The organism is Arthrobacter sp. K410C, assembly GCF_059090105.1.
The window spans coordinates 173,384-187,481 of record NZ_JBNHFJ010000005.1 but is presented as its reverse complement, the minus strand read 5'-3'; the positions used below and the strand labels follow the sequence as shown (position 1 = coordinate 187,481).

The 14,098-nt window shown below is 67.4% G+C and carries 16 protein-coding genes; 9 read left to right on the top strand and 7 right to left on the bottom strand.

Translation table 11 applies throughout. The annotated features are described in order from the left end of the window. Window positions 1–122: 122 nt before the first annotated feature. From AC5RU7_RS10400 to AC5RU7_RS10385, 4 genes are read left to right on the top strand one after another with little or no spacing between them, the layout of a single operon-like run. Window positions 123–1,622 (top strand): CoA-acylating methylmalonate-semialdehyde dehydrogenase, encoded by a 1,500-nt coding sequence (locus AC5RU7_RS10400; protein WP_494052145.1) that lies wholly within the window; start codon window positions 123–125, stop codon window positions 1,620–1,622. Next, window positions 1,622–2,737 carry an enoyl-CoA hydratase/isomerase family protein gene (locus AC5RU7_RS10395; protein ID WP_494010902.1) on the top strand — a complete coding sequence of 372 codons (1,116 nt, stop codon included), beginning with the start codon at window positions 1,622–1,624 and terminating at the stop codon, window positions 2,735–2,737. Before AC5RU7_RS10400 ends, AC5RU7_RS10395 begins: the two co-directional genes overlap by 1 nt. Then, window positions 2,730–3,746 carry a 3-hydroxyisobutyrate dehydrogenase gene (mmsB, locus tag AC5RU7_RS10390; RefSeq protein ID WP_494052144.1) on the top strand — a complete coding sequence of 339 codons (1,017 nt, stop codon included), beginning with the start codon at window positions 2,730–2,732 and terminating at the stop codon, window positions 3,744–3,746. The genes AC5RU7_RS10395 and mmsB overlap by 8 nt, the downstream gene beginning before the upstream one ends. Next, window positions 3,743–4,519, top strand: coding sequence for an enoyl-CoA hydratase (locus AC5RU7_RS10385; protein ID WP_494010900.1), 777 nt, complete (start codon window positions 3,743–3,745; stop codon window positions 4,517–4,519). The genes mmsB and AC5RU7_RS10385 overlap by 4 nt, the downstream gene beginning before the upstream one ends. Here AC5RU7_RS10385 and AC5RU7_RS10380 read toward each other — a convergent pair. Beyond that, window positions 4,506–5,498 (bottom strand): NAD(P)/FAD-dependent oxidoreductase, encoded by a 993-nt coding sequence (locus AC5RU7_RS10380; protein ID WP_494052143.1) that lies wholly within the window; start codon window positions 5,496–5,498, stop codon window positions 4,506–4,508. The genes AC5RU7_RS10385 and AC5RU7_RS10380 overlap by 14 nt on opposite strands. A gap of 65 nt (window positions 5,499–5,563) precedes the next feature. Between AC5RU7_RS10380 and AC5RU7_RS10375 the strand changes: the two genes are divergently transcribed. Continuing rightward, the gene (locus AC5RU7_RS10375) at window positions 5,564–6,148 is read left to right on the top strand and encodes a helix-turn-helix domain-containing protein (protein ID WP_494052142.1); all 585 of its coding nucleotides are present in this window, start codon (window positions 5,564–5,566) and stop codon (window positions 6,146–6,148) included. A gap of 73 nt (window positions 6,149–6,221) precedes the next feature. After that, the gene (locus AC5RU7_RS10370) at window positions 6,222–6,881 is read left to right on the top strand and encodes a DedA family protein (protein WP_494052141.1); all 660 of its coding nucleotides are present in this window, start codon (window positions 6,222–6,224) and stop codon (window positions 6,879–6,881) included. A gap of 18 nt (window positions 6,882–6,899) precedes the next feature. On the opposite strand, the gene AC5RU7_RS10365 is transcribed toward AC5RU7_RS10370, so the two are convergent. Next, on the bottom strand, window positions 6,900–7,406 hold the full coding sequence (locus AC5RU7_RS10365) for a MarR family winged helix-turn-helix transcriptional regulator (RefSeq protein ID WP_494052140.1): 507 nt from the start codon (window positions 7,404–7,406) through the stop codon (window positions 6,900–6,902). A 68-nt stretch (window positions 7,407–7,474) separates the two neighbouring features. On the opposite strand from AC5RU7_RS10365, the gene AC5RU7_RS10360 reads away from it, so the two are divergent. Both AC5RU7_RS10360 and AC5RU7_RS10355 read left to right on the top strand, forming a co-directional pair. Further along, complete coding sequence (locus AC5RU7_RS10360) at window positions 7,475–8,659, top strand: acyl-CoA dehydrogenase family protein (protein ID WP_494052139.1); 1,185 nt, start codon at window positions 7,475–7,477, stop codon at window positions 8,657–8,659. 124 nt (window positions 8,660–8,783) lie between these two features. Further along, window positions 8,784–9,761, top strand: a complete 978-nt coding sequence (locus AC5RU7_RS10355) for an SDR family oxidoreductase (RefSeq protein ID WP_494052138.1) — start codon at window positions 8,784–8,786, stop codon at window positions 9,759–9,761. Window positions 9,762–9,835: 74 nt separating this feature from the next. Here the strand turns inward: AC5RU7_RS10355 and AC5RU7_RS10350 are convergent, their stop codons facing one another. The 5 genes from AC5RU7_RS10350 to AC5RU7_RS10330 all read right to left on the bottom strand — a co-directional run bounded on the left by AC5RU7_RS10350 (window position 9,836) and on the right by AC5RU7_RS10330 (window position 13,342). After that, a complete protein-coding gene (locus AC5RU7_RS10350; protein ID WP_494052137.1) occupies window positions 9,836–10,621 on the bottom strand; it encodes a MerR family transcriptional regulator in 786 nt (261 codons plus the stop codon). 55 nt (window positions 10,622–10,676) lie between these two features. Then, complete coding sequence (locus tag AC5RU7_RS10345; protein WP_494010892.1) at window positions 10,677–11,012, bottom strand: hypothetical protein; 336 nt, start codon at window positions 11,010–11,012, stop codon at window positions 10,677–10,679. Between the two features lie 135 nt (window positions 11,013–11,147). Next, on the bottom strand, window positions 11,148–11,351 hold the full coding sequence (locus tag AC5RU7_RS10340; protein ID WP_013599688.1) for a cold-shock protein: 204 nt from the start codon (window positions 11,349–11,351) through the stop codon (window positions 11,148–11,150). A 132-nt stretch (window positions 11,352–11,483) separates the two neighbouring features. Next, window positions 11,484–12,110 carry a response regulator gene (locus tag AC5RU7_RS10335; RefSeq protein WP_494052136.1) on the bottom strand — a complete coding sequence of 209 codons (627 nt, stop codon included), beginning with the start codon at window positions 12,108–12,110 and terminating at the stop codon, window positions 11,484–11,486. Then, window positions 12,107–13,342 (bottom strand): sensor histidine kinase, encoded by a 1,236-nt coding sequence (locus AC5RU7_RS10330; protein ID WP_494052135.1) that lies wholly within the window; start codon window positions 13,340–13,342, stop codon window positions 12,107–12,109. Before AC5RU7_RS10330 ends, AC5RU7_RS10335 begins: the two co-directional genes overlap by 4 nt. Before the next feature lie 192 nt (window positions 13,343–13,534). On the opposite strand from AC5RU7_RS10330, the gene AC5RU7_RS10325 reads away from it, so the two are divergent. Beyond that, entirely contained in the window at window positions 13,535–14,098 is a 564-nt protein-coding gene (locus AC5RU7_RS10325) for a GlcG/HbpS family heme-binding protein (protein WP_494052203.1), read from the top strand.

Genomic DNA, 14,098 nt, shown 5'->3' with positions numbered 1-14,098 from the left:
GCGTTCCGAAGTACCCGCGGGCGGGGTGTCCGGCTAATGGAACTTAGTTGGAAGTCCGAGTATATTCGCAACCAGAGATGACCTGAGCCACAAAACCGGAACATTGCGAAGGAGCATCAGCCATGGTGCGCGAGCTGTCCCATTACGTCGGAGGCCGGCATGCGGAGGGGAGCTCCGGACGGTTCGGGGATGTCTTCGACCCCTGCACCGGTCGCGTCCAGGCCCGGGTTCCGCTGGCGGGCCGGGATGAGGTGCAGGACGCCATAGCCGCCGCCGGGAAGGCGCAGCCTGCGTGGTCGGCCATGAACCCCCAGCGGCGGGCCAGGATCCTCCTGAAGTTCGTGGACCTGGTGAACTCGCAGATGGACGAGCTGGCGCGGCTGCTGTCCGCCGAGCATGGCAAGACCCTTGCCGACTCCAAGGGGGATATCCAGCGCGGCCTGGAAGTGGTGGAGTTCGCCGCCGGCGCTCCCCACCTGGTCAAGGGCGAGTTTTCCAGTGACACCGGGGCCGGGATCGACATCCATTCGCTCCGCCAGCCGCTCGGCGTCGTGGCCGGCATTACGCCGTTCAATTTCCCGGCCATGATCCCCCTGTGGAAGTCCGGCCCGGCCCTGGCGGCGGGCAACGCCTTCATCCTCAAACCCTCTGAGCGGGACCCCTCGGTACCGCTCCGGCTGGCGGAACTCTACAGCGAGGCGGGCGTGCCGGACGGCGTGTTCAGCGTGGTCAACGGGGACAAGGAAGCCGTGGACGCCATCCTCGAAGACCCGCGGATTAAGGCGGTCGGCTTTGTTGGTTCCACCCCCATTGCCCGGTACATCTACGCGACGGCGGCCGCGCACGGGAAACGGGCCCAGTGCTTCGGCGGAGCCAAAAACCACATGGTGGTCATGCCGGATGCGGACCTGGACCAGGCCGCGGATGCCCTGATCGGTTCCGGTTACGGCTCCGCCGGCGAGCGCTGCATGGCCATCTCCGTGGCAGTCCCGGTAGGCCGGGAGACCGCGGACCGGCTGGTGGAAAAACTGGAGGAACGGGTCAAGGAACTCCGGGTGGGCTCCAGCATGGCGCCGGACTCGGACTTCGGCCCTGTGGTGTCAGCCGCTGCCAAGGAACGCATCGAGGGCTACATCGGGGCGGGCGTGGACGAGGGCGCCACCCTCCTGGCCGACGGCCGCGGATTCACTGTGGAAGGCTACGAGGACGGCTTTTGGGTGGGCCCCACGCTCTTCGACCATGTCACCCCGGATATGACGGTGTACCGTGAAGAGATTTTCGGGCCCGTCCTGAGCGTGGTCCGCGCGTCCGGCTACGAGGAAGCGCTGCGGCTCTGCACTGACAACCCGTACGGCAATGGCGTCGCCATCTTCACCCGCGACGGCGACGCTGCCCGGGACTTCGCCACCCGCGTGGACGTCGGCATGGTGGGCGTCAATGTCCCCATCCCCGTGCCACTGGCCTACTACACCTTCGGCGGCTGGAAGGCGTCCGGCTTCGGCGACCTGAACCAGCACGGCGCGGACGCCTTCCGGTTCTACACCAAGACAAAGACCGTCACCACACGCTGGCCCTCCGGAATCCGGCAGGGATCCAGCTTCATCATGCCGGAAGGAAGCTGATGACGGAACGTGCGCCAGACGGACCGGAGGTGCTGTTCGAGCGGCGGGGCCCGCTGGCGGTGATCACCCTGAACAGGCCGCGGGCAGTCAACGCACTCACCGCCGGCATGGTGGGCATGATCCTGCATCAGCTCACTGCGTGGGCGGACGACGACGGCGTGGCCACCGTCCTGGTCCAGGGCGCCGGAGAGCGGGGCCTCTGCGCCGGCGGGGACATCGTGGCCATCTACGAGGACATCCCGCACGGCGGCAAGCGGACCGCGGACTTCTGGCAGGCCGAGTACCGGATGAACTCCCTGATAGCGCGCTACCCCAAACCGTACGTGGCCCTCATGGACGGCCTGGTCCTTGGCGGCGGGGTGGGCATTTCCGCCCACGGCTCCGTCCGCGTGGTCACCGAGCGGACCAGGACAGGGATGCCGGAAACCACCATTGGCTTCGCCCCCGACGTCGGCGGGACTTTCCTGCTCGCCCGCGCGCCGGGGGAGACGGGAACCCACGCGGCGCTGACAGGAGCGCACCTGGACGGACCGGACGCCCTGTACCTGGGCCTTGCCGACCATTACGTCCCGTCCACCCGTTTGCCCCACCTGGTGGCATCGCTCGAAAGCGAAAGCCCGGTAGACGCCGTCGGACGCTGGGCCGGGGACGCCCCGCCCTCCGCCCTGGCGGGCCAGCGGGAGTGGATTGACGCCTGCTATGCGGAACCGGATGCCGGGGACATTGTCCGCCGGCTCCGTACCTGGCATGGCCACGGCTCAGCGGAGGCCAAGCAGGCCGCGGATGCGATTGAGGCAAAATCGCCAACCTCGGTCAAAGTGACGCTGGACTCGGTGCGCCGGGCCCGGGGCCTGACGCTGGATGAGGCCCTCGCCGAGGAATACCGCGTGGGCCTGCGCTTCCTCTCCGGCCCTGACTTCCGGGAGGGCATCCGCGCCCAGGTGGTGGACAAAGACCGTACTCCGCGCTGGCAGCCGCCCACACTCGGCGAGGTACTCCCGGAGCATGTGGCCCGTTTCTTCCAGCCGCTGGACGGCGGGGAACTGGACCTTGGCACAGCGTTGGACAGGGGCACTGCGGCAGACCTGAAGTTAAAGGAGACGGACCATGCCTGACAAGTACACCGTGGCGTTCCTGGGCCTGGGACACATGGGCATTCCCATGGCCGCGAACCTGGTCACGGCAGGGCACGCCGTGGCCGGCTACGACGTGGTGCCTGCCGCGCTGGAGGCCGCCCGGGCAAGGCAGATTCCGGTGGCAGCCGGCGCCACCGAGACGCTCGCCGGTGCCGACGTGGTGCTGACCATGTTCCAGAGCGGCCAGCAGGTGCTCGACGCATACCGCGGGACCGATGGCCGGCCCGGCCTGTTGGCGGCAGCTGCCCCGGGGACCATGTTCCTGGACTGCTCAACCATCAACGTTGACGAGGCACGCGAGGCGGCCCGGCTGGCAGTCGAGGCAGGACACCGCTCCGTTGATGCCCCCGTTTCCGGTGGCGTGGTGGGAGCCGAGGCGGGAACCCTCACCTTCATGGTGGGCGCGGAGGAAGCGGACTTCGAGGCTGTCCGGCCCCTGTTGGAGGTGATGGGCAAACGGGTGGTGCATTGCGGTGCCCACGGCGCCGGCCAGGCGGCCAAGGTCTGCAACAACCTCATCCTTGGCGTATCGATGATCGCCGTCAGCGAGGCCTTCGTCCTGGGGGAGAAGCTGGGACTCAGCCACCAGGCGCTCTTCGACGTTGCATCGGCAGCCTCCGGGCAATGCTGGGCACTGACCACCAACTGCCCCGTCCCCGGCCCTGTCCCCACCAGTCCGGCCAACCGCGACTACCAGCCAGGGTTCGCCGGCGCGCTGATGGCCAAGGACCTCAACCTTGCCGTCAACGCCCTGCATAGCACCGGCGTCACCGGGCGGATGGGGCAGCTGGCAGCCGAGATCTACGATACTTTTTCCGCGGAAGGCGGTGCCGGCCGGGACTTCTCGGCGATCATCACCGACATCCGGGCAAAATCCGCCGCCGGAGCACCGGCGGCACCAGGCGCGGCTGCGCCACCAAACACCGCCGGGTCCGGCACAGCAATGAAAAAGGCACCAACAGCGCACGACGACGGGAGTCCTGAATGACGGAGTACGCCAACATCCTGGTGGAGCAGCAGGGGCGGGTGGGGCTGGTCACCCTCAACCGGCCGCAGGCGCTGAATGCGCTGAACAAGGCCACCATGGAGGAATTGGTCGCCGCCGTCAGCGCGATGGATTCGGACCCCGGAGTGGGGGCCGTGGTGATTACAGGATCGGGCAAGGCCTTCGCCGCCGGAGCCGACATCAAGGAGATGGCGGCCCAGGGCTACATGGACATGTACGCGGCCGACTGGTTCCGCGGATGGGAGGACCTCACCCGGCTGCGCATCCCCACCATCGCCGCCGTATCGGGGTTCGCCCTGGGCGGCGGCTGCGAGCTGGCGATGATGTGCGATCTCATCATCGCCGGCGACAACGCCAAGTTCGGCCAGCCCGAGATCAACCTGGGGGTGCTGCCCGGGATGGGCGGGTCGCAGCGCCTGACCCGTGCCCTGGGCAAAGCCAAAGCCATGGACCTGATCCTGACGGGCAGGTTCATCGGTGCCGAAGAGGCCGAACGCAGCGGCCTGGTGTCCCGGGTTGTCCCCGCCGAGGATGTGGTGACGGAATCCCTCAAAGCCGCGGAGGTCATCGCATCCAAGTCCAAGCCGGTGGCCATGGCGGCTAAGGAAGCCGTGAACGCCGCCTTCGAAACCGGGCTCGCGCAGGGCGTCCTGTTCGAGCGCCGGCTCTTCCACTCCCTGTTTGCCACCGAGGACCAGAAGGAAGGCATGGCGGCGTTCACGGAGAAGCGCCAGCCGGCTTTCAAACACCGGTAAGGGCCTGCGACTCCCGGTAGGTGGCGAGGTCGCGCTCCATTTCCTCCGCCATCAGATGGTTGTTGATGGCGACGGCGGTCCATGCGGCTGATGCGGCCGACGCCAGCACCTGCGCCTTCATGTCCGTGACGTTGCCAGCGGCCCAGACGCCGGGAACCGCCGTGGCGCCGTCGGCAGCCGTCTCAAGGTAGTCGCCGATTCCCATCGGGTGCGGTGACGGGGACAGGCCAAGGCCGGTAAATGCCCGGACACGGGCGGAGGTCCGTGCACCCACCACCAGGGCGTCAAGGGCAACCTCCGGACCGCCTGCCAGTGCCACCCCGCGCAGGGCGTCGCCTTCCACCCGGAGGGTTTCCACGGCGCCGGCAACCACCCTGACGCCCCGCGCTGCCAGCTGTTCGAGTTCCGGTTCCGAAGGGTTGGTGCGCTCGTTGAGGAACAGGGTGATATTGCTGCTCCACTGCCGGAACAGCAGGGCCTGGTGCACGGACCACGGCCCGTTGCCCAGGACGCCGATCGCCTGGTCCTGCACCTCCCAGCCGTGGCAGAACGGGCAGTGCAGCACGTCCTTGCCCCACCGCTCCCGCAAGCCGGGAATCTCCGGCAGTTCGTCCACCAGGCCGGTGGCAACCAGGAGCCGCCGGCCGCGGATCTGCCTCCCGTCGTCGAGCGTTATCCCAAAGCCCTGCCGCACGTCGCCGGTGGCGGCAATTGCCTCACCGCGGAGGATCACCCCGCCGTAGCCCTCCACCTCGGCACGTCCGGCGGCCAGCAGGGCTGCCGGGCTGATCCCGTCACGGGAGAGGAAGCCGTGGACGCCGCGCGCGGGCGCGTTGCGCGGATCGCCGCTGTCCACCACGGCCACGGAACGGCGGGTGCGGCCCAGCATCTGGGCTGCACTGAGGCCTGCGGCACCGCCGCCGACGATAATGACGTCATAGAAGGGATCACGGGGGCTTGAATGCGTGTTTTCAGTCATGCGTCCATGGTCCGATCATGCCTTGAGTTCCGCAAACAAGTTTGCCGTTATGGCAAAATGGACGGATGGATGAAAACCTCGACGACGTCCTGGCGGCCGTGGGCCCGCGGCTGAAGGCCCTTCGGGTCAGCCGGGACGTCACGCTGACGGCGCTGGCGGAGGCCACCGGAATCTCGGTCAGCACGCTGTCCCGGCTCGAAGCCGGCCAGCGGCGCCCCAACCTCGAACTGCTCCTGCCCCTGGCCAAGGCGTACCAGGTGCCGCTTGATGAACTGGTGGGAGCGCCGGAGACGGGCGATCCGCGTGTGCACCTTCGCCCCATCGAGGCACGGGGGATGACCATCATTCCGCTGACCCGGAAACCGGGCGGTATCCAGGCCTACAAGCACATCCTGCCGGCCGGACGGCTGGAGGAACCCAGTCCGCAGGTGCACGAAGGCTACGAGTGGCTGTATGTCCTGAACGGGAAACTGCGCATGGTGCTGGGCAGCCAGGACCTGGTCCTGGGGCCGGGCGAGGCGGCGGAGTTCGATACCCGCATCCCCCACTGGTTCGGCAGGGCTGACGGCGGGGCGGTGGAATTCCTCAGCCTGTTCGGCACGCAGGGCGAACGGATGCATGTGAGGGCAAAGCCCGCCTCCAAGAGATAGGGGGGTTTGCCGGGCTGTCAGGTTTCCCCCAGCGCCGTAAGGTAGACAGGACCGCAGGAAGTTTGCAGCGGAAATGGGGGAGAAGCAGATGCGGGTACCGGCGGCGGGTACGGCGGACGGACTTGGCGGCGTTGTGGGTTTTGCTGCGCAGGCAATCGACAGGCTGGGGGAATGGGGTGTGGGAGCCTTCACCCTCGCCGAAACGGTACTGCCACCCATTCCGAGCGAGGTGATCCTTCCGCTGGCGGGCTACCTTGCCAAGCAGGGGGCCCTCAATCTGTTCCTCGTCTTTGCCGCCAGCCTGTTGGGCGCCTACGCCGGTGCGCTGTTCCTCTATTGGCTGGGTGCGAAGCTTGGGCTGGAACGCTCCATCCGCGGGCTGTCCAAACTTCCCCTGGTGGACCGGGAGGATTTCGAGCATGCGGCTGAATGGTTCCGCCGCCATGGCCGGTCTTCCATCTTCTTCGGCCGGCTCCTTCCGGGTGTCCGCAGCCTCATTTCGTTGCCGGCCGGGGCCTCCGCCATGCCGCTGGGAACCTTCAGCCTCTACACGCTCGCCGGAAGCGGGTTGTGGAACGGTGCCCTGATCGGACTGGGGTACGCCCTGGGCACCCAGTACCGGCTTATCGAGCAGTACTCCCGGTTCCTCAACTACGCGGTGTACGGGGCACTGGCCGTCACAGTGGTCCTGCTGGTTATCCGGAGGGTGAAGCGGGCCAAGGCGAACCGCTGACCGGCTGCTCCCCCGCATTCAGTCCGCGAAGTCGCCCGCATTCCTGCGGAAGTCACCCAGGATCCGGATCAGGAGGTCCACGTCCGCGGGGCTGAATCCGGGATCACTGAACACCTCACTGTTTAACGCAGCCGTGGAACGTTTTGCCAGGCTGCGCCCCTCGTCGGTGAGGGCGATCAGCGTGGTGCGGCCATCCGTCGGGTGGGGGGAGCGGGCCACCAGCCCGGCGCGTTCGAGCCGGTCCACGGCGTTGGTGACCGACGTCGGATGGACTTGGAGCAGGGCGCTCGCCTTCTTCATGGGCAGGGATCCCTTCCGCGTAAAACTCAGCAGCGCCAGGAGCTCATAGCGGGCAAACGTGAGGCCGAACGGCTTGAGGGTGGCTTCAATCCTGGCAAGGAGGATCTGCTGCGTCCGCATGACGGCGGTGATGGCCGCCATGGGCGCGGCAACTTCTGCCCACCCGTGCTCCTCCCAGTTACGCCGGGCCTCGGCGATGGGATCGCGGGGCAAATGCGTGCCCATATAGCCCCTTTCCGGAAAATCCTGTGAATATACTAGGACATCCAACGGTTTGGCGAGGGAGGAATTCCGTGCAGCCCCAGGAGCATGGCGGCAGGCCGCCCTTTCCGGACGCGGACCTGCTCCATGTGGTGGAACTCCTTCCGCCTGCAGAACGGCAACGTTATGCGCGGACCCGGGAATTTCTGCAGGCATCCGTCCGGCCGGCATCCCTCGGCTACTGGAACCGCGAGGAGTTTCCGTTCGGCCTGCTGCAGGACATGGCCGTCCACGGACTGGGGGCCCTGCAGGTGGATGGCAGCTCCGCCCTGTTCAAAGGGCTGATGTACGCGGAGCTGGCCCGCGCCGACGTCTCCCTCTCGGCGGTTGCCGGCATCCACAATGAGCTGATCGTGGGCATGATCAGCCAACTGGGCTCCGAGGAGCAGAAGAGCCGCTGGCTGCCCGGGCTCAGGGGCTTCACCGCACTGGGGGCCTTCGCCCTGACCGAGCCCGGCCACGGTTCGGACATCTCCCGGGGGCTTGAAACCTCCGCCACGCTCGAGGGCGGCGAGTGGGTCCTCAACGGGGTCAAGCGCTGGATCGGCGCCGGGACCATCGCCGATTTTGCCCTCGTCTGGGCGCGGGACCAGGCCGACCAGGAGATCAAGGGCTTCATCGTGGAGACCGGCCGTCCCGGTTTCACTGCTACCAAAATTGCCAACAAAATTGGACTGCGCATCATGCAGAACGCGGACATCACGCTGGAGGATGTCCGGATCCCTGCCGGCAACCTGCTCCCCGGGGCCGGCCACTTTGCAGCCGCCCAAGAACTCCTGCGCGATTCCCGGGCGTGGGTGGGCTGGCAGGCCGCCGGCATCCAGTTCGCCGCGTTCGACGTTGCCCGGGACTATGCGCTGGGCCGGCACCAGTTCGGCCGTCCCCTCGCGGGATTCCAGCTAATCCAGCAGCAACTCGCTGACATCCTGGGCAACGCTTCGGCATCCCTGGCACTGATGGTTCAGCTGGCGCGGCTACAGGAGGAAGGCCGGCTGGAGATGGCGCAGGCTGCCATGGCCAAGGCCACCACCACGCGGCTGGCCCGGGCAACAGTTGCGATGGGACGGTCGCTGCTGGGCGGCAACGGCATCAGCGGTGACTACGGCATGGCCAAGCTGTTCGGTGATGCCGAGATCCTCTACACCTACGAAGGCAGTTACGAGATCAATTCACTCCTGGTGGGGCGGGCGGTCACCGGGATTTCCGCCTTCACCTGAGTCCCGCTTGTGCTTGCGTGCCCACTATAGGGCGTTGTCCCGGGCCACCGCCCCCGATAGCATCGAAGAGGTAAGCCTACTTACTGTTTGTCTGCTCCCCTGGGGATGCGGGAAGGGAAGCCCGATGCGCGTCAAGAACTCCGTCATTGTGATCACCGGTGCGTCGAGCGGCATTGGCCGGGCCACAGCGCTTCGCTGCGCATCCAAAGGCGCCTGCCTGGTCCTGGCCTCGCGCGGTACCAAGGCCCTTGAGGCGGTGGCCCGGGAATGCAGGAAGCGCGGGGCGAAAGCCATTGCCGTAGCCACCGACGTGACGGATCCGGCAGCGGTGGACAACCTGGCCGACCGTGCCGTGGCGGAGTTCGGACGCCTCGACGTATGGGTCAATAACGCAGCAGTGGGCGCATTCGGCCGGCTCCTCGACATTCCAGCCGCGGATTTCCAGCGTGTTCTTGACGTGAATATTTCCGGCTACGTGAATGGTGCGCGCGCTGCCCTGGCCCGGCAGGCTGCCCAGGGTTCGGGGGTCCTGGTCAATGTTGCTTCAGTTGTTGGCGAAACCCCATTGCCATACTCAGCAGCGTATTCCGTCACAAAGGCGGCGGTCCGGTCCCTCAGTGTCAGCCTGCGCTCGGAACTGGCACTTGAAGGACTGTCCGGCGTGCACGTGTGCACAGTCCTGCCAGCCACCATCGACACCCCGTTCTACCAGCACGCTGCCAACTACACCGGCCGGCGCGCACGTGCCCTGCCCCCGGTCTACACGCCGGAACGCGTGGCCAGGGCAATCGTCAACGTCATCGAGCACCCCCGCCGCGAGACCGTGGCGGGAGGTCCCGTGGCACGCCTGCTGGTCCTGCAACACAAGGTCACGCCGAAACTGGTGGAAGCGTCCATCGCCCGTCAGGTGGACAAAAAGCAGCTGCCCCGCGGCAAGTCCGCCTCTGTCACCCCGGGAAACCTGCACCGTACTTCGGAATCAATCAGGAAAGGCTCCGTGACCGGCGGCTGGCATGGCCGGAGTAGGACGGCCCGGCGCAGGTTCTTCACCGCGGCGGCAGTGGCTGGCGCCGTGATGGCCGCAGGCAGGCTGCGGGGATGACGGTCCCCGGACGGGTGCTCCGGGAACCTGACCCGGCCTCACGGCCGCGATTCCCGAAAGGGGAGCAAACCCTGTTAAAGGTTCTTGTCCGCGTAGGCGTGCAGGGCGTCCCGCACGAAGCCTGCGCCGGTCTCTCCGCCGTAGTTGGCCGCAAACCGGGCGTCCGCAACGTACATGTCCGCGAGCCCGGTGACGTAGCCTTTGACGTCTCCGCCGCTTTCCGCGGCCGGGGTGCCAGGGATGGACATCAGCCATTCAACGTGGCGACGGGCAAGATCCTGGGCTTCGGGGCTGCCCGGACGGACACCTGATCCGGCCGCGGCCAGCCAGTCCTTCCCCAGCCGTTCAGAGCGTGACTTCCACTCCCTTTTCTCCGCTTCGTCCATGCCCCGCCACCACGAGTCCCCCTTCGCATAGGCGTCCTTGCCCCATCGCTCCTCAACCTCGTCCTTGTACTGTGTGTGGTCGAAGCCGTCGAACATTGCTTCTGCCATGAGTTCTCCTCCTCCTTTAACCGTTTCGAGTGTTTGCCGGACGGACGCGATCTGGCGGGACAGCCGGTCCTGCTCCTGCCGCAGCCACTCCAGGTGGCGGGTCAACGCCTTGACGGCGTCCGTCTGCTGCTGGAAGACCTCAGCTATGGCGGGCAGCCCCAGGCCCAGTCCGCGAAGGAGCAGGATCCGCTGCAGTTGCAGGAGGGCGGCGCCGTCGTAGTGGCGGTAGCCGTTGCTGCCCACCCGGCTGGGCTTGAGCAGCCCGATGTCGTCATAGTGCCGAAGGGTGCGGCTGGTGGTGCCGGCCATCCTGGCGACGTCCTGGATGGACCAGTCCTTCGCTGCTTCCGCCGTGGTTTCTTCCATGGTCCGAGCGTAGGGGTTGACGCAGCGTCAAGGTCAAGGGGCGGGCGGGCCAGGTTCAGCGGGCGCGGCGGTTCCGGGGTGACCGGGTGCGGGCCTGGGCCACCAGGCGGCGGAAAGCGAGGATGAAGACGGCTTCGATCAGGAGCATCAGGCACACCAGCAACCACTGCTCCCGGGCAACAAAAACAATGCAGCCGGTCAGCGCCAGGACCGTGCCCAACGCCAGGGTGTACGTTGCGAAGCCGACGGCAACCCGGGCGCTGCGCACTCCCGTGCGGAACCCGAAACCGTGCGGTTCACCGCCGGGGTATCCGGGAACACGGTCCGGCGCGGCAGGTCCCAGGGCATCAAATTCTTCCCAGGGATCCTTGTCCTGCGCTTCTGCGGCCATGCTCCAATTATCCCAAAAAGGGGTTCCCGGAGGGGCCGGGCCGGGAGGCCTCATAAAACAGCGGCCCCTCCAGCTTTCGCTGGAGGGGCCGCTGGACGGGTGCTTCCGGTGCAGGCGCCGGAAGTTGCCCAAGCCTTAGAGGGGGCGGATGTTCTCTGCCTGCGGGCCCTTGGGGCCCTGGGTCACATCGAATTCGACCTTCTGGTTCTCGTCCAGGGAGCGGTAACCGCTGCTGGCGATTGCCGAGTAGTGGGCGAAAACGTCAGCGGACCCGTCATCGGGGGCAATGAAGCCAAAACCCTTTTCGGCGTTGAACCATTTAACTGTGCCTGTTGCCATGGCTGCATTCCTTCATGTGACTCTGATTCTCTCCCCGGGCATCAGCCCGAAGTGTGCGGAGAACGTCCCCCGCTGCTCCCCAACGTACGGGGACAACGGCCTCTGTGCAAGGGGTGGCCCGGCATGGCGTGCTCAACGCATGCCTTCACGGCGGATCGCGGTGGCTATCGCAGCCGCCCTGGTCTCCACTCCGAGCTTGGCATAGATGTGGGCGAGGTGGGTCTTGACGGTGGCTTCGGAGATGTAAAGGCGCTGGCCCAGTTCCCTGTTGCTGAGCCCCTCAGTGAGGAGGCTGAGCAACTCGGCCTCCCGCGGGGTGAGGATCTCGTCCGGGTTGCGCAGCTGCTGGAATAACCGGGACGCCACGGGCGGGCTCATGACGCTTTTGCCCTGCACGGCTCCGCGGATGGCAACGAAGATTTCCTCCGGCGCGGCATCCTTCAGGAGATAGCCCATGGCGCCGGCGTCCACGGCGCGCACAATGTCCGCATCGGAGTCGTAGGTGGTGAACACCAGGATGGCCTGCCGCTTGTTGAGCCCGCGGATCCTGCGGATGGCCTCGATGCCGTCCATGCCCGCACCCATGGCCAGGTCCATCACCACCACAGCGGGGGAGTGCTCGCGCACCTGGACCAGGGCTTCCTCGCCGGAGGCGGCCTCTCCCACCACCGCGATGTCCGGCTGGGTGCCGAGCAGGGCGCGGAGCCCGCTGCGGACCACCAAATGGTCGTCCACCAGCAGGACGGTGATGGCGCTCATGCTTTACCCCCCGCGCCTTCGCCCACGGCTGGAGCCGCGGGCAGCTGGGCGGCCACGATGGTCCCTTGACCGGGTGAGCTTTCCACGGAGAAGGTACCGCCAAGCTGTTCCACCCGCTGGCGCATGGCCCTCAGACCGTACCCTCCGGCGTCCGACGGCGGTGCTGCCGCCGCCGGATCAAACCCGGCGCCGTCGTCGTAAATGTCCAGGGTGACGGCCTCCGGAAGGAATCCCAGGGTCACGGTGGCGGCAGTGGCTGACGCATGCAGCTTGATGTTGGAGGCGGAGCTTTGCACGACGCGGAGCAGGGCATGGCGGACCTCCCCGGACACGTGCCGCGGTTCGCCGGTCACCAGGAGCCGGGTCTGGGGCACGTACTGCCTCGCGGCGACGAGCAGGGCTTCGGGCAGGGGGGACCCGTCCAACCCGGGGGAGGCCAGTTCGTGGACGAGGCTGCGGGTTTCGGACAGGTTGGTGCGCAGGAGCCCGGCTGCCTGCCGGAGTTCGTCCCGGGCGGCAGGGCGTGGCCAGGCCCGTCCGGCGGCCTCGAGCAGGAGCAGGCTGCTGGCCAGTCCCTGGGTGACGGTGTCGTGGATTTCCCGTGACACGCGTTCGCGTTCGGCAATGGTGCCCGCGCGGCGCTCACTGGCGGCCAACTCGCCCTGCGCCCGCGAGACTTCAGCGTGCAGGCGGCGCTGTTCCTCGGCGTCGTGCTGGATGCGGTCGTAGATCAGTGTCAGCATCAGTCCCACTGCCAGCGGGCCCAGGAGCATGGCGAGGTCCGTGCCGTCGCTCATCCGGAACAGCCCCGCTGCCGTGGCTGCCGCCGTGGTGCCTGCCGCCAGGTAGGCGGCGGTTCCGGCCAAAGCGCTGCGGCAGAGGAAGAAGAGCGCGAACGAGCACCAGGCAAAGCTCGGGGCCGCGACCACCAGCACCGCCCAGACAGCCACCAGGGTGAACATCCACGGCATGCCCGGCCTGCCCCGCGCCGCGAGAACGGCCACGGCGGCATAGAGCAGGCTCGCCGCGGCAGCCAGGCCCAGGATCAGCAGGTTGTCGGCGGGGCTGTGCCGCATGACGTAGCGCACCAGCGAGGCCACCAGGAGCACCGCGAATCCCAGGTGCACTGCGGTGCCGATGCTGCCCAGGCCGGTGCGGGGTGTATCCCGCCGGGGCGGGGTTCCCGGGGCGGCAGCGGTGGCCGGGGCAGTGCCGGCGGCTCGGGTAGGCATGGGATGTCCCGTTCTGGCTGGTGGGAAACGCTACCTTCCATGCTATTGCCCCCGCCGATGCTGGTCTCTCAGCCATTTGGCTGATACGGCTGGCTTTTGGGTGGAGGCTTCAGCAGACGAAGGCCCGATGCCCGTCGCCGCCGCCCCCGGAAGGATTGGTGCGTACCCACCATGACCGTCCTAGGAGACACCGTGAAGAAGTCGCACAAAGCCTTCGCCGCCGCCGCTGCCGGCGCCCTCGTCCTGACCGCCGGAGCTACGGCGGCAGCCAACGCCGGAACCAGCCCCGCACCGGCAGCGGTCCCCGCCGTCGACGTCCAGCCCGTGCCCGAAACGGTGGTGCAGCAGAACCGCATCAGCGTGGGGGCATCGGCCACAGCCGTCAGCGCAGCCCTGGCCAAATGTCAGGCGGACAGGCTGCCCTTCGTCACCGTCGCGCTGGTGGACCGGTTCGGCACCGTCCAGGCGCTGCTCCGCGGTGACAACGCCGCCGAACACACCATCGAAGCGGCCAAGCAGAAGGCGTATACCGCTGCCGCCTTCGGTGCCCCCACCAGTGAACTGGCCAAGCGCATCAACGGCACCGGCCCTTCCATCGCCGACCTCCCGGGTACCCTGTTCCTGGCCGGCGGCGTCCCGCTGAAGGTCAACGGCGTCTCGGTGGCGGGCATCGGCGTCGGCGGTGCTCCGGACGGTGCGCTGGATGAAGCCTGCGCCTCGGCAGGGGCTGATGCCATTGCCGGCACTGCCAAGTAG